This window comes from Kosakonia oryzendophytica (assembly GCF_027886705.1).
GTDB lineage: Bacteria > Pseudomonadota > Gammaproteobacteria > Enterobacterales > Enterobacteriaceae > Kosakonia > Kosakonia oryzendophytica.
Map to the genome: position 1 here is coordinate 191,356 of NZ_CP115659.1, position 19,836 is coordinate 211,191.

Below are 19,836 nucleotides of genomic sequence, written 5' to 3' on the forward strand. Positions count from 1 at the left end.
TTTTTTGCTGCCGATTCAGGCATGAGGCGGGATTTCCCCTCCCGTCACGCGGGCGTACGGAGAGAACTTTCTGAAGGTCGTTTTGACGCGCACGGTATTGCGTCCGGCGCGTTTCGCTGCGTACAACGCGTTATCTGCGCTCTGGATCAACTGGCCATATTCCGCGTGATTTTTCTGGCAATGACTGGCAACGCCGATGCTGACGCTGACGATGCCGTCGGGCGCATTAGCATGGGGTAAGTCCAGTTGCTGTACGCTGGTGCGCAGTTTCTCAGCGATCTCCACCGCGTCGGCTGAGCGAGTTTCCGGCAACAGTGCACAGAACTCTTCACCGCCGTAGCGGAACAAGATATCGCACGGGTTTTGCAGCGCACCGCGCATGGCATTCGCAACTTTTTGCAGGCACTCGTCGCCGCGCTGGTGACCATAACAGTCGTTGTACAGTTTGAAGAAGTCGACATCAATCAACAGCAGCGATAACGACTTGTTATTGCGTTTGCTGGCCCGCCATTCTCGCTCAATGCAGAGATCGAAATAGCGCCTGTTACCCACACCGGTCAGGCCATCAGACAGGGATTGCGCCAACAGTTCGTGCGCCTGATCGCGTAGCAGGGATTCACGGCGAACAGCGGCACTGACATCAACAATCTGAATCAGGCAGTAGCGCTCTTCATCGCCCAACGGAACAATGGTGATGGCCTGACTCAGGCGCGCGCCCGGTCGGGCAGGTTCGGCATAGAGCGGGAAAGGTGAACGGTGCAAAGATTGAGAAAGCAGTGAAGATAAATTGTGACTGATCGCCTGACGGATAGCATCACCGACGCGGTGATATTCTAAGTCCGGGAATACACTAAAAAAATCCTCGCCGGTGGTGTCACTGGCTGCATAACCCGTGTGCGCTTCTAACCACGCATTCCACTGGGTAATACGATAGTGTGCATCCACGATGATCACACCGAGGCTGAGGGCTGAAAATGCATCCAACAACAACTTATCTTTCATGATCATTACATTCCGTCTGGAACACTGCCGGATTCTAAACGGCTGATATAAAGCCGGATTTGCTCGCGTAAGTCACGCAACGCAGACATATCAAGAATAAACGCCAGATACCCTTGGATTTGCTGCCGCTCGAGTGAAAAATCGATGCGTAGCATCATGACCAGCGGATCGCTGTCATCCTTATTCGGGTTGAGGATCTGCTTGCTGCTGCCAACCCGCACGACGGGCAGAGATCCTTGCAGCTCTTGCTGGAACATGTTGGCCAGCGTCCCCACACAGGCATTGAGCACGATATTGCCTATCTCGCTCATGGCTTCACGTTCCATCTCCCCCAATTCATGGGCCGGGATCATGTCGCCTACCATCATGCGCACGATTTCAAAGCTGGCCTCTTCAGGAAACATCAGAATCGCTTCAGTGGCGTACGCACCCTCATAATGCTGGCTGATGCCAAACAGCGATATTCCTGCACCCAACTCATCTGCGGCTTCAGAGCGAGGAGCGAAGCGGATTGTAGGAACAGACATGCGCACTTCTTCATTGACGATACTGCTCATCGCGGCGGCGGCGTGACCGACGCCAATGTTGAAGATCTCCATCAGGCTGTCAGATTCGATTTCGCTGATATCCGGCAATTCGCTCATCACGGGGTCTCCAGGCTATTCAATAACTCATGGAGCTGAGGTTCTTTCAGCGGTTTTGACAGAAAACCGAGGCCGAGTTCTTCCGCAGCGGCTTGTATTGAGTGCTGAACGTTCGCCGTTAACAGAACAATGTACGTTTCAGGGTGGGTTTTGCGAATGCGCGCTGCGGTTTCAATGCCGCCGATACCGGGCATATTCACATCCAGCAGGATTAACCAGGGATGATCCACCGACGCCAGTTCGATGGCCTCTTCACCGGTGCCAGCTTCATCAATTTTCCAGTCGCTATGCAGGTTCGTTATATATTGTCGGGAAATCATTCGTGACAGACGGCTGTCATCAACAATCAGAACATATCTGGACATCATTCATTCTCTTTAAATGGTCCATTGGCACAACCGCAGCGCAATGCACCGTTCCTCTGGGGGTCTCTCTTCCCTGATGAATGACTTTGTTCGATCCAACAGGCTCACGCGTGCGGCATAAATTTTTGTCTGATCGTTTCCTTTCTGAAGCTGAGCATCTGGACAACACGCACGGCCTGCTGCTTTCAGTTAAGTCACCTTACTCATCGGCAAAAAGATGCAAATAATTAGCCCCTTTAAGACGAGTGGTGAAAATTTAATCTTGAAGGGAGGATGGGGTGTGGCTATTCTTAGCCCCGACGAACTTCTCGTCTCACTGGAGCGCACCCGGAAAATGAACAAACACCACTGATGAATCCATATCCTTGCGACATGCGATGGCATGTGCGGGGGCGTTTTTGATTTCATTCAGGAGTGTTTATGGCTCATTGTGCGCAGCCCTCTGCTTTTATTCTGCACCAGCTCACCTGCCAGTTTGCGACAGGCGAGACGCTTTTTGGCCCTTTCAATTTGTCGCTTGAACCTGCATTGTGCGGTCTGGTCGGCCGTAACGGATCCGGTAAAACGCAGCTATTACGTATGCTGGCGGGCCTGGAAACACCGACTTCCGGGCATATCGAGTGCGTGGGTTCACGGGCATACGTTGCTCAACAACATGCGATCTCTGCGACTACCACGCTTGCGGATCTGCTCGGTTATGGCGAGGCTTTTGCCGCCCGTCTGCGGGTGGAACGCGGTGAGTATCGACCTGACGACCTCGAAAGTCTGGATGGCTTTTGGGATCTCCAGGAGCGCCTGACAGCCGCATTTGCTGAAGCCAGCCTGCCTGCGTTTGAACCCGGTCGCTATGCCATCACGCTAAGCGGTGGCGAGCGTATGCGTGCGTTACTCTGCGGTGCGTTGATGGCGGATGCCGATTATCTGCTGCTTGATGAACCGACCAATCATCTCGACAGAGCCGGACGTGAGTGGTTTTACGCCTGTTTATCCCGGCGGCGTGGCGGCGCGTTGGTTGCCACTCATGATCGGGAACTACTGGCACTGATGTCCCGTATTCTGGAGTTATCGCCAGCGGCAGGGTTGCGCAGCTATGGCGGAAATTATGCGGATTACCAACGCCAGCGGGAGAGCGAGCAGCAAGCTGCCCAGGCCTTGTTGGAACATGCTGTCACTGAGCGTCGGCGTACCCGCAGCCGATTACAACGTGAGCATGATGCCAGCCAACGTCGTTCGGCACAGACCTTACGTACGGTAGACACGCTGAATATTGCGTCGTTTGAGCGGGTAAAATACAAGAACGCAGCGAAAGAGCGTCCCGGCAGTTGGCGTAAACAGCATCGTGAACAAAACGATACGCTCAATATCGCTGTTAACCAGGCGCGCGAGCGGGTGATGGAAGAGGCGCCGGTGCTGTTCACGCTACCTGGCAATCGTCTTGCGGAGGGGAAACAGGTATTGGTGATGGAAGATCTGGTATTGCCATATGCTGAACTTCCCCCGCTGAACTGGCGTATGGATGGGCCGATGCGTGTTGCCGTCCGCGGGCCAAATGGTTGTGGCAAATCAACTCTGTTAAAACTGATTCTGGGCGAACTGGCCCCGCTGTCTGGCAAATGTCATCTTTCGGTCGTTCCCGCTTACCTTGACCAACATTTGTCGCAGTTGGATCTCACACTGTCGGTCATAGCTCACTTGCGTCTTGATGACACCCCGCTGGATGAGGGGGCGTTGCGTACCCGTCTGGCGCAGCTTCAGCTTGGTGCGGATAAAGTGACGCTGCCTCTGGCGGCGCTCAGTGGTGGGGAGCGTTTGAAAGCGGCGCTGGCCTGCGTGTTGTGGCGCCGTGAAGCAACGCAGCTATTACTGCTGGATGAACCGACAAACCATCTCGATTTGACCTCCACGCAGGCGATTGAAGCTGCACTGGCGGCCTTTCCCGGCGCGATGCTGGTGGTATCGCATGATGAGGCGTTTCTTCAGGGATTAAAGCTTACGCATTCATTAACGTGGCGAGAAACAGGGTGGTATTGCGAAGGCGATTGAGGTGGACGTAAACCCCCGACCTGGCGGGGGTTATATCTTCCTGAAATCATTCAATTAACTGTTTGCTTAGTGTTGGATTTGCATGAATCAGACGCATCAATTTCATTTCGGTGGCGGTGGGTTTTACACGTCGTGATTCCCACTCCTGAACCATGGCCACACTGACTCCCATTGCACGTGCGAAATCATCAATTTTCAACCCGGTTCCCCGGCGTAATTGTTCAAACTCGTTAAAGGAATTCGGCTTTTGGCTCAGGATAACCGCCTGCGTTATCTCTTTTTTGAAAACAATCTGTTCCAGACTACTTAGCAGTTCAACCATAGGATCTTTATATTCCATTGAGAACTCCTCTTAAAATCACACAGCGGGATCGTGATACATCTCACTAAGGATAGTCGGGAAAAGTCCTGGTGTGTGGTGGTCGCAGTGATTTATCGTGCGGTAAACGCGTTTTAATGCGCATGAAATGCATCTTCAGGCACTTTTTTCCGCTTAATTGCTTGATTCCTCAAATGCTGAATGCAGATAGACTTTTTTTGTAAATCGTCAGCGAAAAGTGGCATGAAGACGATTGCGTGGCAAAGCGCAGGTAAACCTCCTGCCGGTGGCTTTTTTCCGCCCAGGAATGTAAGGAAGGGGTATCTTGCAACGCTGACCTGGACTATCCTTGTAAGCCACTGGCACACGGGTGCCGATGTGCGCTTTTTTGGGTGAAAGGAGTAATGAAATGGCGACAGGAAAGTCCTGCTCTCGCTGGTTTGCGCCTCTTGCGGCGTTATTAATGGTAGTTAGCCTGAGTGGGTGTTTCGACAAAGAAGGCGATCAGCGCAAGGCGTTTATCGATTTCCTGCAAAATACCGCGATGCGGAGCAGCGAACGTCTGCCAGCCCTGACGGCGGATCAGAAAAAACAGTTTGGCCCGTTTGTGTCCGATTATGCGGTCATTTACGGCTATTCCCAGCAGGTAAATCAGGCGATGGATTCAGGTCTGCGCCCGGTAGTGGACAGCGTTAACGCGATTCGCGTACCGCAGGATTATATGACGCAGCGCGAGCCGCTCCGTCAGGCCAATGGTTCTCTCGGCGTGCTGAGCCAGCAACTGCAAAACGCAAAAATGCAGGCGGATGCGTCACATGCGGCGTTGAAACAGGCCGATGATCTGAAGCCGGTTTACGATCAGGTGTTTACCAAAGTGGTCACCAACCCCGCTAACGCGCTGCAACCGCTGATCCCGGCGGCGCAAATCTTCACGCAGCAACTGGTGCAGGTGGGGGATTTTATTGCCCAGCAGAATAACCAGGTGAGCTTTGTCGCCAATGGTATTCAGTTCCCGACCTCTCAGCAGGCCAGCCAGTACAATGCGCTGATTGGCCCTCTGGCGGCGCAGCATCAGGCCTTTACTCAGGCCTGGACCGCGGCCGTAAATGCCACCCAGCAGTAAGCCGGGCGGGCAAAAAAAGAGGCGCTATGGCGCCTCTTTTTTATGGTGCATCCGGCAGGGGGTTAGCGTGCCGCCTGTGGGTTGACGCAGTTTTTTTCTACCTTGCCATTCAGCGCATCAATCAGGTTATCCACCGCGCAGGCCGCCATATTGTAGCGTGTCTCATGGGTTGCCGAACCAATGTGCGGCAGTGCCACCACATTCGGCAGCGACAGTAACGGCGAGTCTATTGGCAACGGCTCTTTTTCGAAAACGTCCAGACCAGCGGCCAGGATCTCGCCGTTACGCAATGCTTCCACCAGTGCCGTTTCATCAACGACCGGCCCACGGCCTGCGTTAATGAAAATGGCGGATTTTTTCATTATCGCGAACTGCTTCTCGCCAATCAGGTGATGTGTTTCTTCCGTGAGCGGCAGCACCACGCAGACAAAGTCGGACTCTTTCAGCACGGTTTCCAGGTCGCCATAGCGCGCCTGAAAGCGTTCTTCCGCTTCCGTATGATGGCGGCGGGCATTATAGAGAATCGGCATACCGAAGCCGAAATGTGCGCGCTGCGCCAACGCCAGGCCAATACGGCCCATCCCGATAATCCCCAGGGTTTTGTGGTGCACATCCACGCCAAACCAGTCAGGACCAATGCTGGAGGTCCACTCGCCCACTTTCACGCGTTCAGCGACTTCCACCACCCGACGGGCGCTGCTCAGTACCAGCGCCATCAGGGTGTCGGCAACGGTTTCCGTCAGTACGGTGGGTGTGTGCATTAGCACGATATTACGTGCGTTCAGCGCATCCACATCAAAGTTGTCATAGCCCACGGAAATGGTCGATGTTGCCCGCAGTTGCGGCATCTTCTCCAGCAGCGCCTGGTCCACTTTTTCACTGGAACCCAGCAGGCCTTGCGCACTGGCGAACGCGTCGGCGAACTGCGCGACAGTTTCTGGCTTCAGATCCGGCACACGCGTGACGGAAAAGTGCGTTTCCAGGCGTTGTTGCAGAACATCGGGCAAGGCTTTGTACAGGATGATGGACGGCTTCATGCGGTTCTCCCTTGTGATGATGCGCCTGCCTGAATCACGGTATTGTTAGCAGGCTTAACAATTAAAGTAAGCCACACAGAGGCGAAAAGCGCTACCCCCATGAAAATGTACGAAGCAGCCGGACTGCCTGTGGCTCCATTCAGATAACCCACGAACCACGAGCCGCAGAAGGAGCCCAGCGCCCCCATGCTGTTGATGAGCGCCATCGCTCCACCGGCGACATTGCGCGGCAGCATCTCCGGAATAATGGCGAAGAAGGGCCCATAAGGGGCATACATTGCCGCCCCGGCGACAACCAACAGGGTGTAGGAGATCCAGAAATGGTTGGCTCCGACCGCCCAGGAGCCAATAAAAGCAAACGCGGCAATCAGCAGCAATGGCCAGACGAACAGTTTACGGTTTTGCAGCTTGTCTGATGCCCATGAGGCAAGGATCATCGCCAGCGTCGCCGCCAGATAAGGCACTGCAGAGAGCCAGCCCACTTCGACCATGCCAAGGTTTTCACCGCCGCTTCGAATAATCGAGGGCAGCCACAGCACAAAACCGTATACGCCGATGCTCCAGGCAAAATATTGCAGGCACAGCAGCACTACATTGCGGGAACGGAATGCTTCACCGTAGTTGCGAACGGCTTTAATACCTTGCTGTTCTTTATCAAGCTGTGCCTGAAGCGCGGCTTTTTCATCCCCGGAAAGCCAGGTGGCCTGCGCAGGTTTATCTTTCACCAGCACCCACCAGCAAAAGGCCCAGATCACCGCCGGAATGCCTTCAATAATAAACATTTCGCGCCAGCCAAAAGACTGGATCAGATAGCCGGAAACCACCGACATCCACAGTACAGTCACCGGGTTACCGAGGATCAGGAACGTATTGGCGCGTGAGCGCTCTGATTTGGTAAACCAGTTGCTGATATAAATCAGCATCGCCGGCATCACCGCCGCTTCTACCACGCCGAGAATAAATCGGATGGCGGCCAGCATCGGGATATTGCTTACCATCCCGGTGAGCGAGGCGCAGCCACCCCATAAAATCAGGCAGATAAAAATCAATTTGCGTACGCTGCGGCGTTCTGCGTAAACCGCACCGGGGATCTGGAAAAAGAAATAGCCAAGGAAAAAGAGGGCGCCGAGCAGTGAAGAGACGCCTTTGGTGATACCCAAATCGTCATTGATCCCGGCGGCAGAGGCGAAGCTGAAGTTCGCCCGATCGAGATAGGCCAGACTGTAGGTAATAAACACAATCGGCATGATGTACAGCCAGCGTTTTGAAGCATTAGTCGCATTATTCATAATATTGCCTCTGGAGTGGAGGTTGTTTGCCGTCTGTATGTAGGGTACAGCGCGGTAGTGAGTTGCGATAAAACGGGCGCTAACGTTATAACGCCCCGAGTTGTTCACGCGTTGGCAATCCCTCGCTGTCTCCCGGCACCTGTATTGCCAGTGCGCCAATAGCATTACCCCGACGCACGGCGTCAGGCAGGGATTTGCCTTCCAGCAGGGCGCTGATCACGCCCACGGCGAAGCCATCTCCGGCACCGACGGTGTCCACCACGTTTTCCACTTTTACCGGCGCGACCGCTCCCTGTTCGCCGCTGGCCGTTTTAAACCACGCGCCATCCGCCCCGGTCTTGATCACCACTGCCTTCACGCCGTGTTGCAGGTAGAAATCAGCGATACCTTCAGGGGTACGCTGGCCGGTGAGAACGATGCCCTCTTTGAGCCCCGGCAGCACCCAGTCGGCCTGAAAAGCGAGATGGTTCAGCTTCGTTACCATTTCCGCCTCGCTACGCCATAACACCGGGCGCAGATTAGGATCAAACGAGATGCTCTTACCCTGCGCTTTCATGCTCCGCGCGGCATGGTCCAGTAATGCATAAGAGGTGGTCGACAATGCCGCCGCTACCCCGCTCAGATGCAGATGACGTGCCTGGTGAAAGGCAGCGGCATTAAAATCTTCTGGCGACAGGTGACTGGCAGCGGAACCTTTACGGAAATACTCGACGATGGGATCGGTTCCATTTTCAGCTTTCGATTTCAACTGAAAACCCGTTGCGTAGCGCCCGTCGAGGGTCACACCGGTACTATCGATTCCCTCTTTACGCAATGTGTTGAGAATAAAATGGCCAAAGCTGTCATCGCCAACACGGCTGACCCAACTCACTTTTAACCCAAGCCGTGCCAGCCCGGTTGCGACATTCAGTTCCGCGCCGGCCGCGCGTTTAATAAACTGCGTCGCATCAGCAAGCGTGCCGGTTTCGGTGGCGACAAACATCGCCATCGCTTCACCGACAGTGATCACATCCAACGGGTTATGCATGGCGTGGCTCCTCACGTAATAAGTTGACGTAATAACGGGTGACGTCGATGGGGGAATCCCCGGTAAGCGGGAATTCAATACCGCGTGGCGCATCGGCGGGTAAGGCATTAAGCAGGGCTAACCAGCGAGGGTCGGCCTGGTCCGGCGGCACCGCGCGAAAACGTTCGCCATCGGCGACGGCGGCTTTGACATGGATATAGCTGACGGCGGGAGCAAGCTGGCGGGCGGCCTGTTCAGGCGCATCTCCTGCCCATAACCAGTTGCCGGTATCAAAGGTCAGCGTGACCGGCAAAGCTTGGGCCTGGCAGGCTGCCTGAAAACGTTGCATCGCCGCCAGTGTGCCGCATGCTGTTTGATCGTTTTCCACCACCAGCGCAACCCCACTGCTCGCCAGCCAGTCGCCCAACGTTGCCAGCACGGCACTGTCCTGAAAATGACCAAGCGAGACTTTCAGCCACAGCGCGTTGAGCAAGCGTGTTTCTTCCAGCAGCGCGGGTAAACAGGGATTGAGCGCCCCATCTGCCAGGCACAGCGGCTCGGGAGCAGAATAACAGGCCAGCAGATTGTTGACTTCGACGGCGAACGCCAGCGAAGGCAGATGCGCCAGTTCCTCGTCGCTCAGCAGTTCACGGCGGATTTCCACGCCGTCGGCACCCGCATTGGCAATGATCGGCAGGACGGCAATCTGCCCACCCTGCGCGTGAAGGTAGTCATGGCCGTAGGCGGTGGTGACGACGATAATTTTTCTTGGCATAGTCCGGCTCCAGGCATCGACATTGCGTTCATCTGCCTTTAACGCTAGATGGAACCGGTTCCAAAGAAAAGATCACAATGGTGAAATTATGATCGTCATCACGAAGGTTATTAGCGGGATGTGGAGCCGCGAACGATCAGTTCGCCGGAGAAAACCTGTTCGCGCACCGTGTCGCTGTGGCCTTCAATACGGCGAACCACCTGCTCTACGGCAGCATAACCGATTTGCCAGGTTGGCTGTTTGAGAGTGGTGATACCCACTCCTGCCAGCTCGGCCCACTCCAGTTCATCAAAACCGAGCAAACCGATATCGCTGCCCCAGTTCAGACCAATGCGCTTTAACGAGCGGGCAACCTGCAGGGTAAGCGCGCCGTTGGCGGAGATGATCGCTTTACGCATTCCCCGGTGGCTGGCATGAAACTGGCGCAGAGTATTGTCCATTTGCGCGGCTTCATGCAGCGGCGTTTCGGCGTTTTCCGCCACCATACCTGGGTAGCGGGCGAGGGTGGTGTGAAAGGCGCTCAGCCGCTCGCGGCGGGTATTCACCGTGCCCAGCGGTTCGCTCAGAAACAGCAACGCTTCAAAACCCTGTTCAATGAGATGTTCGGTCGCGGTGGTGGCGGCTTGCGTGTTATCCAGCCCGACAACATCGCAGGCAAAGTCAGGGATTTTGCGATCGATTAACACCATTGGCAGCGACGATTGTTGCAGGCGATTCAGCCCCTCTTCACGCATCCCCACCGCGTTGACCACAATACCTTCCACCTGGTAACTGCGCAGAAGATCGAGATAGTGCAGTTCCTGATCCACTTCGTTGTTGGTGTTACACACCAGCGGGGTGAACCCCTTTTCGCGGCACGCCGCTTCGATGCCGCTTAACACATGCACGGAATAGGGATTGGTGATATCGGCGATGATCAGGCCGATAAGGCGCGTGCGCCCGCGTTTCAGTCCGCGCGCCATCAGGCTTGGGCGGTAATCCAGTTCGGCGATCGCCTGTTCAATTCGCGCCAGCAGATTGTCGGAAAGCAGGTGTTTTTCACCGTTCAAATAGCGGGAAATACTGGTTTTGCCCGTTTTCGCTGCTTTTGCGACATCGCTGATGGTGGCGCGCGTCGTTTTCGCCATGATTGCTTCCCTCGCCATGAACGTGAATATGTGCCCACACCTTAGCGCGAAATGGCGGGCAATCAAGCACTAAGATAAGCTCTGCACGTTGCTTATCACCCGCAGTGAGGGTGTCATGACGTTTAATTCTTTGCTATCTCGCCGCCGCCGTGGATGATAGAACGCAAAGAAGGATACATTCAAAGCGGCGAACAACCGCCGCCACCTGCAAGCTATTCAGGAGCGCGCTTTGGCAAACCCTGCTATCAAAACGATTCTAACTGCAGCCCACTGGGGGCCTATGCTGGTCGACACTGACGGCGAAAAGGTTCTCGCGTCCCGTGGCGCACTGCCAACCCGTCACCCCAACTCACTGCAAACCGTGGTGCAGGATCAGGTACATAGCGAAACGCGTGTGCGCTATCCAATGGTGCGGAAAGGTTTTCTGGCCTCGCCCTCAAACCCGCAGGGTGTCCGTGGGCAGGATGAGTTTGTACGCGTGAGTTGGGACGAGGCGCTGGAGCTGATTCATCGACAGCATAAACGTATTCGCGACACGTACGGGCCGGCGTCCATCTTTGCCGGTTCCTACGGCTGGCGCTCGAACGGTGTGCTGCACAAAGCGGCGACGTTGTTACAGCGGTATATGAGTCTGGCAGGTGGCTACACCGGGCATCTTGGGGATTATTCCACCGGGGCCGCGCAGGCGATTATGCCGTACGTCGTCGGCAGCAACGAAGTGTACCAGCAGCAGACCAGCTGGCCGTTGATCCTTGAACACAGCGATGTGGTGGTGCTGTGGAGCGCTAACCCGCTCAATACGTTGAAGATTGCCTGGAACGCCACCGATGAGCAGGGCATCCCTTACTTTGACGCGCTGCGCAAAAGCGGCAAGCGGGTCATCTGCATCGATCCGATGCGCTCGGAAACCGTCGACTTCTTCGGTGAGAGTATTGAGTGGATTGCCCCGCACATGGGCACGGACGTGGCCTTAATGCTCGGTATCGCCCATACGCTGGTGGAGAATGGCTGGCAGGATGACGACTTTCTCTCCCGTTGTACCGTCGGTTACGACACGTTCGCCACTTACCTGACCGGTGAGCGCGATGGCGTGGCAAAAACTGCTGAATGGGCAGCGAGCATTTGCGGCATAGAGGCGGCTAAAATCCGCGAACTGGCCACCATTTTCCATGAAAACACCACGATGCTGATGTCGGGGTGGGGGATGCAGCGCCAGCAGTTTGGCGAACAAAAACACTGGATGCTGGTCACCCTCGCTGCCATGCTCGGGCAGATTGGCACCCCTGGCGGGGGTTTTGGTCTCTCTTACCATTTCGCGAATGGCGGTAACCCGACGCGACGTGCAGCGGTGCTGGCATCCATGCAGGGTACGGTGAAAGACGGTGTCGATGCGGTGGATAAAATTCCCGTTGCCCGCATTATTGAGGCGCTGGAAAACCCCGGTGCGCCGTACCAGCACAACGGGATGGATCGCCACTTTCCGGATATCCGCTTTGTCTGGTGGGCAGGCGGCGCTAACTTTACCCACCATCAGGATACCAACCGGCTCATCCGCGCCTGGCAGAAGCCAGAGTTGGTGGTCATTTCCGAATGCTTCTGGACGGCGGCGGCGAAGCACGCCGATATCGTGTTGCCCGCTACCACCTCGTTTGAACGCAACGATCTGACCATGACCGGCGATTACAGCAACCAGCATCTGGTGCCGATGAAACAGGTCGTCGCGCCGCAGTATGAAGCGCGGGATGATTGGTCGGTGTTTGCTGAGTTGAGCGAGCGTTGGGAAGCCGGTGGCCGCGAGCGTTTTACGGAAGGGAAAAGCGAACTGCAATGGCTGGAGACGTTTTATAACATCGCTGCACAGCGCGGAGCCAGCCAGCACGTGACGCTGCCGCCGTTTGATGCGTTCTGGCAAGCCAATCAGTTGATTGAGATGCCGGAGAGTGAGCAGAACGCGCGCTTCGTGCGCTTTGGCGATTTCCGCCGCGACCCGCAAGCGAATCCGCTGAAAACGCCGAGTGGGAAAATCGAAATCTTCTCGCAACGTATCCAAAGCTTTGGTTATGCGGATTGCCCGCCGCATCCGATGTGGCTGGAGCCGGACGAATGGCACGGTAACGCCAAACCGCAGCAGTTGCAGGTGTTATCTGCGCATCCGGCGCATCGCCTGCACAGTCAGCTCAACTTTAGCCGCTTGCGTGAGGAATATGCCGTCGCAGGCCGCGAACCGGTGACCATGCATCCACAGGATGCCCGGGCGCGGGGCATTGCGGCGGGCGATGTGGTGCGTGTGTGGAATGGGCGCGGCCAGGTGTTGGCCGGTGCCGTGGTGACTGAAGGCATTAAGCCTGGCGTTATCTGCATTCATGAAGGTGCATGGCCGGATCTCGACCCGGCGGCGGGGGGCATCTGTAAAAACGGTGCGGTGAACGTGCTGACCAAAGATTTGCCCAGCTCGCGTCTGGGCAACGGTTGCGCGGGTAATACGGCGCTGGCATGGGTAGAGAAATACCAGGGCCCGCCGCTTACGCTGACGGCGTTTGATCCGCCTGCCAGTTCATGATCCACGTCGGGTGGTGTGTTTCTTCCTGCCATGCGCTGTCTTCAATACGAAAACCCTGCGCATGGTAGAAGTTCACCGCCCGTTCGTTTTTCTGATACACCTCAAGGCTTAGCCAGGGAAAGCGCTGTTTGGCATGATCCATCAGCGCCTTACCAATTCCCTGGCCTATGGCGGTAGGGCGCACGAACAGCGCGCCAATAAACTGCGCATCCATAACGCTGATAAACCCTTCCAGTGTCCCGTTTTTTTCCCATACCCAGGTTTTCGCCGACGGAAGGTAAGCGTCGCGCACCAGCGCTTCGCTCTCGTACCAGTAGCGCACCTCAATAAACGGATGCGCATAGATAGTGCTTTCCAGCCATAAGTTCAGCAGCGGTGACAGATCCTGACTACGCCACGCGCGGATCATGCTGTCCCCCGGGGTGGCAGAGGCAGCCGGTAATATGATCGTTAACCAGACCGCAGGCTTGCATAAAGGAGTAACAGATGGTGGTGCCGACGAATTTGAAGCCACGTTTTTTTAGCGCCTTTGATAATGCATCTGACGCGGGTGTTGACGTTGGGATTTCACTCAGTGCGGCAGCGCTTGTGATTTGCGGTGTGTGGTCGACGAAGCCCCAGACAAAATCTGAAAATGATTCGCCGTTTTGCGCCATCGACAGGTAGGCGCGGGCGTTGCCAATGATCGCTTCAATCTTGCCGCGATGGCGAATAATTCCGGCATTTTGCAGCAGATGTTCCACATCCTCAGCCGTCATTGCTGCCACACGTTCAGGGTCGAACTGATGGAACGCGTTGCGGTAATTTTCGCGTTTTTTCAATACGGTGATCCACGACAACCCGGCCTGTTGCCCTTCCAGGCAGATCATTTCAAACAATTTTTTGCCGTCCTTTTCCGCAACTCCCCACTCCGTATCGTGGTAAGCAAGATAGAGCGGATCCTGAGTGACCCAACCACAACGTTGCATAGTGTTACTCCGTTCGCGATATATTCAAATAATCGTCAGCCTGTCTTGACGAGTGTGTTAAAAAGGCAATAGTTAAATAAGGGTTATAGACCCGCCAAAAACGATAACTATTACGCCGGATCCGGCTCTTTTTCTGGAGTCGCATATTGATGAGAATAACCAATAGTGGCCTCTCGCTTGCACTGGTGCCTGTCTGTCTCTTTTTTTGCCAGGCGGCAATAGCCTGGCAGCAAGAATATTCTGTTACCGGGCATCAGAGTACGCCGCCTGAACGCTATATCTGGGATAGTGAACGTCAGCCGCGCTACAACGACATTCTGGAAGAGCGTATCCGCTCCACGCAGAATTCGCCGGGCATTGCTTTTAACCTGCCAGATGACACACCGCTGGATGCCACTAATACCATGAGTGTGGGGCTGAATTTCCCGCTGGCGCGTGATGTGACAACGGGGCCGGTAGCGGTGTGGCATTACGATGGTTCAATGACTTCAATGTATAACGAATTCGGCGACAGCGCGACCACCATGCAGTACAGCGATCCGCTGTGGCATGCCAGCGTCAGCTCGCTGGGATGGCGCCTGGATAGCCGCTTCGGCGATCTGCGCCCCTGGGCGCAAGTTAGCTATAACCAGCAAGTTGGCGAAAACGTCTGGAAGAGTCAGTCCGGCGTTTCCCGTCTCACTCCCGCTAATCAGTACGGCAACTGGCTGGATGTCTCCCTCGGGGCAGATATGCTGCTGAGCAGACACCTGGCTGCCTATGCGTCGATGTCGCAGTCAGAAAATGAGACCCTCGGGCTGAATTACCTTTATAGCATGGGTGTAAGTGCGCGTTTTTAAGTGTATTTAAAACAAATATTTTACACTTGAGAAACAATAACGGCGCGTGTTCTGTCGATAGTATGCACTAACTCACATAAGCAAATGGCGACGGTGAATTTTCACTGTGCCGTTCATTCCCGTACAGATGCATTTCATTCCCTCCTTACTGCATTTCATGCCTTTTTCACCCTGGCATGAAATGCGCTTCGTTATGGTTGTCTGCAGTGAATTCTTTTTTACTTTCTGCAGGACGACTGCCATGAATACTTCAACTGTTAATCGCACGCGCTGGCTGACGCTGGTCGGCACTATCATTACGCAATTTGCGTTAGGGTCTGTTTATACCTGGAGTCTGTTCAATAGTTCGCTGGCGGAAAAGCTGGATCAGCCGGTAAGCCAGGTGGCTTTCTCCTTTGGTTTGCTGAGCTTGGGTCTGGCGCTCTCGTCGTCTGTGGCCGGTAAATTACAGGAACGTTTTGGTGTAAAACGCGTCACGATGGCCTCCGGGATCCTGCTTGGTGTGGGTTTCTTTCTGACAGCACACTCCCATAGCCTGCTGATGTTGTGGCTCAGCGCAGGCGTGCTGGTCGGGTTGGCGGACGGCGCAGGTTATCTGTTAACCCTCTCCAACTGTGTTAAATGGTTCCCGGAACGCAAAGGGCTGATTTCGGCCTTTTCCATTGGCTCTTATGGTCTTGGCAGTCTGGGATTCAAATTTATCGACAGCCACCTGCTTGCCACCGTTGGTCTGGAAAACACCTTTATGATCTGGGGGGCGATGGTGCTGGTAATGATTGTGTTCGGTGCCACCTTGATGACCGATGCTCCACTGCAGAAAACCGCCTCCGTCAACGGTGTTGTGGAAAATGACTTCACGCTGGCGCAGTCAATGCGTAAACCGCAGTACTGGATGCTGGCGGTGATGTTCCTGACCGCCTGCATGAGCGGCCTGTATGTGATTGGTGTGGCGAAAGATATTGCGCAGGGCATGGTGCATCTGGATGTGGCGACAGCTGCTAATGCGGTGACGGTGATTGCCATTGCCAACCTGAGCGGCCGCCTGGTACTGGGGATCCTGTCTGACAAGATGGCACGTATCCGCGTGATCACCCTCGGCCAGGTGATTTCGCTGGTGGGAATGGCGGCACTGCTGTTCGCACCGTTGAATGCCACAACGTTCTTCGCCGCTATTGCCTGTGTTGCGTTTAACTTTGGCGGCACCATCACCGTGTTCCCGTCACTGGTGAGCGAGTTCTTCGGCCTGAACAACCTGGCGAAAAACTACGGGGTGATTTATCTGGGCTTTGGTATTGGCAGTATTTGCGGTTCGATTATCGCCTCGCTGTTTGGCGGCTTTTATGTCACTTTTTGCGTTATCTTTGCCCTGCTGATTGTGTCGTTGGCGCTGTCGAGCACCATTCGTCAACCGCAACGCCGCCTCTATAAAGAAGCCCATGCCTGAATCGTCTTCGCTGTCTGAAAACCGCCGCTGCAACGGCGGTTTTTTTGTCCCTACCGCAAATTTCCGCCAGAGCGACTATCCTTACTTGTCAGGTTCTTCCAACAGAAGGAGTCTTACATGTCTTTAGAAAAAGTAGTTTACCGTGCGAAAGCCAAAGCAACCGGAGGCCGTGATGGTCGCGCGGTCTCTTCTGATGGTGTGCTGGATGTGAAACTGGGTGTGCCGAAGGAGATGGGTGGGGCAGGCGGCGAAGTCACCAATCCGGAGCAACTCTTTGCTGCGGGCTACTCTGCCTGTTTTCTTGGCGCACTGAAACACGTTGCCTCGGTAGAGAAAAAGAAAGTACCGCAGGAGGCATACATTGAGGGACAGGTAGGCATTGGCCCGTTGCCGACCGGCTTTGGTATCGAAGCGCAACTCGACATTCACCTGCCAGGCATGGATCATCAGGAAGCCGAAGCGCTGGTGCAAAAAGCGCACATTGTTTGCCCCTACTCCAATGCAACACGCGGTAACATTGACGTTAAGCTTAACGTTATCACCTCCTGATAACCGCTTTCAGTGACATTTTTCTGACGCCGACCTGATATTTTTGTAAATATGTGGTCGGCGAGCACTCCCGGTTGACACTTTTCCGCCCCGCTATGGTCTACTTACCGCGCTTTAGAAGTTTCCTGTGTTAACTTCCACCGCGACATATTAGCCTGCATCCGTTACTGGTCGACGTTTGTCAGGAGCGTATTCTTCCCCTTTACCAGGGTTGTTTGCATGAGTTACATCAAAACGATGACCCAGCAGAAGCTGAGCTTCTTTCTGGCGTTGTATATCGGTCTGTTTATGAATAGCGCAGTTTTTTACCGTCGGTTTGACGGTTATGCGCAAGCGTTCACCGTTTTGAAAGGACTCTCTGCGGTAGTCGAACTTGTTGGTACGGTACTGGTCACGTTTTTCTTACTGCGTGTTTTGTCGTTATTCGGCCGTCGCGCCTGGCGTGTACTGGCCTCGCTGGTCGTGTTGTTCTCCGCCAGCGCCAGCTTCTATATGACCTTCCTCAACGTGGTGATTGGCTATGGCATTATTGCCTCAGTGATGACCACCGATATCGATTTATCGAAGGAAGTGGTGGGTTGGCGGCTTATTGTCTGGGTGGTGATGGTCAGCGCGCTTCCGCTGCTGTTTATCTGGAGCAACCGCTGCCGTTATACCTTACTGCGCCAGTTGCACACTCCGGGGCAGCGCCTTCGCAGCGTCACGGTGGTGGTGCTGGCGGGGTTAATGGTCTGGGGACCGATTCGCCTGCTCGATATGCAGCAAAAAGATGACGAGAAAATCTCTGGCGTCGATATGCCAAGCTATGGCGGCGTGGTGGCGAATTCCTATTTACCGTCGAACTGGCTCTCTGCACTGGGGCTCTATGCCTGGGCGCAGGTGGATGAATCCTCGGACAATAAATCGCTGATAAACCCGGCGACAAAATTTACCTACGTGGCGCCGAAGGGCATCGACGATACCTGGGTGGTGTTTATTATCGGTGAGACCACGCGCTGGGATCATATGGGCATGCTGGGCTACTCCCGTAATACCACGCCGAAACTGGCGCAGGAGAAAAATCTTGTCGCGTTTCGCGGTGAGTCTTGCGATACGGCGACAAAACTCTCGTTGCGCTGCATGTTTGTCCGTGAAGGCGGTGCGGATGATAACCCGCAACGCACGTTGAAAGAGCAAAATGTCTTTTCTGTACTCAAGCAGTTGGGATTCACCACTGATTTATATGCAATGCAAAGCGAGATGTGGTTCTACAGCAACACAATGGCAGATAACATTGCCTACCGTGAACAGATTGGCGCGGAGCCGCGCAACCGCGGCAAAAGCGTGGATGACATGTTGCTTATCGATGAGATGCAACGCTCGCTGGACAATAAGAAAAATGGTAAGCACATGATTATCTTGCATACCAAAGGGTCGCACTTTAACTACACCCAGCGTTATCCGCGCAGTTTCGCGCAGTGGACACCGGAGTGTCAGGCCTCGGGTAAATGCAGCAAAGAGGAGTTGATTAACTCGTATGATAACTCGGTGACCTATGTAGATTCCTTTATCGATACGGTGATCGATAAGCTGCGTGACCGTAAAGCGATTATCTTCTATGCCGCTGACCATGGTGAGTCTATTAACGATAAAGAGCACCTGCACGGTACGCCGCGTAAAATGGCACCACCAGAGCAGTTCCGCGTGCCGATGATGGTGTGGATGTCGGATAAGTACTTACAGGATCCGGACAAGGCGAAGATGTTTGCTCAACTGAAGCAACAGGCGGAGTACAAGACTGCGCGCCGCCACGTTGAACTGTATGACACCATTATGGGATGCCTCGGTTACACCTCGCCGAATGGCGGGATAAACGAGAACAACAACTGGTGCCATCTCCCGGCTCAGCCCGCGAAGTAAGTGCTCTGCTGGCTTTATCATCAGTCAGTACGCTTTTTTACATTAAGGGATTGACGGAGCATGTTGGGGGCAGTAAGATGCGCCCCGCATTCGGTGATTGGCGCAGCCTGGTAGCGCACTTCGTTCGGGACGAAGGGGTCGGAGGTTCGAATCCTCTATCACCGACCAAATTCAGAAAAACCCAACCGCGAGGTTGGGTTTTTTGCTTTCTGCCTTTGAAAAATTTGCCTGAGTACGGCTTCATCTTCTCTTTCCGCGCTGAACGATCCTGTCGGCAGGGTAATCTGACCTACCGATACAAACGAAACCGGACAAGGGCGTCTGAAATCGCCCTTATCCTCACTTCTCACTGCCAGCTCCCTGTTTTGTGAGATATTCCATTGTATTTTTTTATATATAGATGAATCTTTTTTCGCGTTGCTTATAGATAGAGTCAGCATATTACGCTGTGCGTTTTAACGTTCTCGGTATTAATCGCTCATATATTCAGCATTCCGTAAGAATTTTTTCATAATCTGGATGAATGTTAATCACTGGATACTTTCTGATAGCAAGGTGATTATTCTGCCATCATGGCGGTAGCACAATTTTCTCTGCTGAAAATAGAGGCTTGAAGTTTTTTTAAACTTTGTCTGCGGATTCTCACCGCCGGTGTAAATCCCGGTTACCTGTATTGACGTTTTGACATTCTGTTGACAGATTGTAGGGCATGAGGGGCATTTCAAGGAGAATCTGTACTGCAACTCAGTCAACCTTGTGAAAGGAATCCCCATCTCTCATAACGCCCTCGGGCACTACCGACCAGACCGGGTAAAAAACTAATAAAGGCCTGTCGGATATACCCATG

Annotated in this window: 18 protein-coding genes and 1 tRNA gene; 8 read left to right on the forward strand and 11 right to left on the reverse strand. The window is 54.3% G+C overall.

Annotated elements, in window-relative coordinates:
* Positions 1 to 15: 15 nt before the first annotated feature.
* The 3 genes from O9K67_RS00855 to O9K67_RS00865 are packed head-to-tail and all read right to left on the reverse strand — an operon-like array spanning position 16 to position 2,014.
* Entirely contained in the window at positions 16 to 1,002 is a 987-nt protein-coding gene (locus tag O9K67_RS00855) for a GGDEF domain-containing protein (RefSeq protein WP_061499688.1), read from the reverse strand.
* Positions 1,003 to 1,007: 5 nt separating this feature from the next.
* Entirely contained in the window at positions 1,008 to 1,646 is a 639-nt protein-coding gene (locus tag O9K67_RS00860; RefSeq protein ID WP_061492553.1) for a chemotaxis protein CheC, read from the reverse strand.
* Positions 1,646 to 2,014 (reverse strand): response regulator, encoded by a 369-nt coding sequence (locus O9K67_RS00865; protein ID WP_061492554.1) that lies wholly within the window; start codon positions 2,012 to 2,014, stop codon positions 1,646 to 1,648. The genes O9K67_RS00860 and O9K67_RS00865 overlap by 1 nt, the downstream gene beginning before the upstream one ends.
* 417 nt (positions 2,015 to 2,431) lie before the next feature.
* On the opposite strand from O9K67_RS00865, the gene O9K67_RS00870 reads away from it, so the two are divergent.
* On the forward strand, positions 2,432 to 4,054 hold the full coding sequence (locus tag O9K67_RS00870; protein WP_061492555.1) for an ABC-F family ATP-binding cassette domain-containing protein: 1,623 nt from the start codon (positions 2,432 to 2,434) through the stop codon (positions 4,052 to 4,054).
* A gap of 46 nt (positions 4,055 to 4,100) precedes the next feature.
* Here the strand turns inward: O9K67_RS00870 and O9K67_RS00875 are convergent, their stop codons facing one another.
* The gene (locus O9K67_RS00875; RefSeq protein WP_061492556.1) at positions 4,101 to 4,394 is read right to left on the reverse strand and encodes an HTH-type transcriptional regulator; all 294 of its coding nucleotides are present in this window, start codon (positions 4,392 to 4,394) and stop codon (positions 4,101 to 4,103) included.
* A 388-nt stretch (positions 4,395 to 4,782) separates the two neighbouring features.
* Between O9K67_RS00875 and O9K67_RS00880 the strand changes: the two genes are divergently transcribed.
* On the forward strand, positions 4,783 to 5,496 hold the full coding sequence (locus O9K67_RS00880) for a DUF3053 domain-containing protein (protein ID WP_061492557.1): 714 nt from the start codon (positions 4,783 to 4,785) through the stop codon (positions 5,494 to 5,496).
* Positions 5,497 to 5,558: 62 nt separating this feature from the next.
* On the opposite strand, the gene ghrB is transcribed toward O9K67_RS00880, so the two are convergent.
* From ghrB to O9K67_RS00905, 5 genes are all read right to left on the reverse strand, one after another.
* On the reverse strand, positions 5,559 to 6,533 hold the full coding sequence (gene ghrB, locus O9K67_RS00885; protein WP_061492558.1) for a glyoxylate/hydroxypyruvate reductase GhrB: 975 nt from the start codon (positions 6,531 to 6,533) through the stop codon (positions 5,559 to 5,561).
* Positions 6,530 to 7,822, reverse strand: a complete 1,293-nt coding sequence (locus tag O9K67_RS00890; RefSeq protein WP_061492559.1) for an MFS transporter — start codon at positions 7,820 to 7,822, stop codon at positions 6,530 to 6,532. The genes ghrB and O9K67_RS00890 overlap by 4 nt, the downstream gene beginning before the upstream one ends.
* Positions 7,823 to 7,907: 85 nt before the next feature.
* The gene (locus O9K67_RS00895) at positions 7,908 to 8,849 is read right to left on the reverse strand and encodes a sugar kinase (RefSeq protein ID WP_061492560.1); all 942 of its coding nucleotides are present in this window, start codon (positions 8,847 to 8,849) and stop codon (positions 7,908 to 7,910) included.
* Positions 8,842 to 9,603: a sugar phosphate isomerase/epimerase family protein gene (locus O9K67_RS00900; protein WP_061492561.1), complete on the reverse strand. Its 762-nt coding sequence runs from the start codon at positions 9,601 to 9,603 to the stop codon at positions 8,842 to 8,844. The genes O9K67_RS00895 and O9K67_RS00900 overlap by 8 nt, the downstream gene beginning before the upstream one ends.
* A gap of 110 nt (positions 9,604 to 9,713) precedes the next feature.
* Complete coding sequence (locus O9K67_RS00905) at positions 9,714 to 10,730, reverse strand: LacI family DNA-binding transcriptional regulator (protein WP_061492562.1); 1,017 nt, start codon at positions 10,728 to 10,730, stop codon at positions 9,714 to 9,716.
* A gap of 280 nt (positions 10,731 to 11,010) precedes the next feature.
* Here O9K67_RS00905 and O9K67_RS00910 point away from each other — a divergent pair, with 280 nt between their 5' ends.
* Positions 11,011 to 13,290: a molybdopterin guanine dinucleotide-containing S/N-oxide reductase gene (locus tag O9K67_RS00910; RefSeq protein ID WP_271044631.1), complete on the forward strand. Its 2,280-nt coding sequence runs from the start codon at positions 11,011 to 11,013 to the stop codon at positions 13,288 to 13,290.
* On the opposite strand, the gene O9K67_RS00915 is transcribed toward O9K67_RS00910, so the two are convergent.
* Both O9K67_RS00915 and tag read right to left on the reverse strand, forming a co-directional pair.
* Positions 13,253 to 13,699, reverse strand: coding sequence for an N-acetyltransferase (locus O9K67_RS00915; protein WP_061492564.1), 447 nt, complete (start codon positions 13,697 to 13,699; stop codon positions 13,253 to 13,255). The genes O9K67_RS00910 and O9K67_RS00915 overlap by 38 nt on opposite strands.
* A complete protein-coding gene (tag, locus tag O9K67_RS00920; protein WP_061492565.1) occupies positions 13,680 to 14,258 on the reverse strand; it encodes a DNA-3-methyladenine glycosylase I in 579 nt (192 codons plus the stop codon). The genes O9K67_RS00915 and tag overlap by 20 nt, the downstream gene beginning before the upstream one ends.
* Before the next feature lie 149 nt (positions 14,259 to 14,407).
* Here tag and O9K67_RS00925 point away from each other — a divergent pair, with 149 nt between their 5' ends.
* The 5 genes from O9K67_RS00925 to O9K67_RS00945 all read left to right on the forward strand — a co-directional run bounded on the left by O9K67_RS00925 (position 14,408) and on the right by O9K67_RS00945 (position 19,157).
* The gene (locus O9K67_RS00925) at positions 14,408 to 15,097 is read left to right on the forward strand and encodes an autotransporter domain-containing protein (RefSeq protein WP_061492566.1); all 690 of its coding nucleotides are present in this window, start codon (positions 14,408 to 14,410) and stop codon (positions 15,095 to 15,097) included.
* A 241-nt stretch (positions 15,098 to 15,338) separates the two neighbouring features.
* Positions 15,339 to 16,541 carry an L-lactate MFS transporter gene (locus tag O9K67_RS00930; protein WP_061492568.1) on the forward strand — a complete coding sequence of 401 codons (1,203 nt, stop codon included), beginning with the start codon at positions 15,339 to 15,341 and terminating at the stop codon, positions 16,539 to 16,541.
* Positions 16,542 to 16,658: 117 nt separating this feature from the next.
* Positions 16,659 to 17,090, forward strand: a complete 432-nt coding sequence (locus O9K67_RS00935) for an organic hydroperoxide resistance protein (protein WP_061492570.1) — start codon at positions 16,659 to 16,661, stop codon at positions 17,088 to 17,090.
* Positions 17,091 to 17,309: 219 nt separating this feature from the next.
* Positions 17,310 to 18,989 carry a kdo(2)-lipid A phosphoethanolamine 7''-transferase gene (eptB, locus tag O9K67_RS00940; protein WP_061492572.1) on the forward strand — a complete coding sequence of 560 codons (1,680 nt, stop codon included), beginning with the start codon at positions 17,310 to 17,312 and terminating at the stop codon, positions 18,987 to 18,989.
* 91 nt (positions 18,990 to 19,080) lie between these two features.
* Positions 19,081 to 19,157, forward strand: a tRNA-Pro gene (locus tag O9K67_RS00945).
* The last annotated feature ends 679 nt before the right edge of the window (positions 19,158 to 19,836 follow it).

Coding starts and splice junctions, on each gene's coding strand:
- O9K67_RS00905 (WP_061492562.1), bottom strand. CDS start 10,730: ATGGCGAAAACGACGCGCGCCACCATCAGCGATGTCGCAAAAGCAGCG.
- O9K67_RS00900 (WP_061492561.1), bottom strand. CDS start 9,603: ATGCCAAGAAAAATTATCGTCGTCACCACCGCCTACGGCCATGACTAC.
- O9K67_RS00895 (WP_061492560.1), bottom strand. CDS start 8,849: ATGCATAACCCGTTGGATGTGATCACTGTCGGTGAAGCGATGGCGATG.
- ghrB (WP_061492558.1), bottom strand. CDS start 6,533: ATGAAGCCGTCCATCATCCTGTACAAAGCCTTGCCCGATGTTCTGCAA.
- O9K67_RS00880 (WP_061492557.1), top strand. CDS start 4,783: ATGGCGACAGGAAAGTCCTGCTCTCGCTGGTTTGCGCCTCTTGCGGCG.
- O9K67_RS00930 (WP_061492568.1), top strand. CDS start 15,339: ATGAATACTTCAACTGTTAATCGCACGCGCTGGCTGACGCTGGTCGGC.
- O9K67_RS00935 (WP_061492570.1), top strand. CDS start 16,659: ATGTCTTTAGAAAAAGTAGTTTACCGTGCGAAAGCCAAAGCAACCGGA.
- O9K67_RS00890 (WP_061492559.1), bottom strand. CDS start 7,822: ATGAATAATGCGACTAATGCTTCAAAACGCTGGCTGTACATCATGCCG.
- O9K67_RS00925 (WP_061492566.1), top strand. CDS start 14,408: ATGAGAATAACCAATAGTGGCCTCTCGCTTGCACTGGTGCCTGTCTGT.
- O9K67_RS00870 (WP_061492555.1), top strand. CDS start 2,432: ATGGCTCATTGTGCGCAGCCCTCTGCTTTTATTCTGCACCAGCTCACC.
- O9K67_RS00875 (WP_061492556.1), bottom strand. CDS start 4,394: ATGGAATATAAAGATCCTATGGTTGAACTGCTAAGTAGTCTGGAACAG.
- O9K67_RS00855 (WP_061499688.1), bottom strand. CDS start 1,002: ATGAAAGATAAGTTGTTGTTGGATGCATTTTCAGCCCTCAGCCTCGGT.
- O9K67_RS00915 (WP_061492564.1), bottom strand. CDS start 13,699: ATGATCCGCGCGTGGCGTAGTCAGGATCTGTCACCGCTGCTGAACTTA.
- eptB (WP_061492572.1), top strand. CDS start 17,310: ATGAGTTACATCAAAACGATGACCCAGCAGAAGCTGAGCTTCTTTCTG.
- O9K67_RS00865 (WP_061492554.1), bottom strand. CDS start 2,014: ATGATGTCCAGATATGTTCTGATTGTTGATGACAGCCGTCTGTCACGA.
- O9K67_RS00860 (WP_061492553.1), bottom strand. CDS start 1,646: ATGAGCGAATTGCCGGATATCAGCGAAATCGAATCTGACAGCCTGATG.
- O9K67_RS00910 (WP_271044631.1), top strand. CDS start 11,011: ATGCTGGTCGACACTGACGGCGAAAAGGTTCTCGCGTCCCGTGGCGCA.
- tag (WP_061492565.1), bottom strand. CDS start 14,258: ATGCAACGTTGTGGTTGGGTCACTCAGGATCCGCTCTATCTTGCTTAC.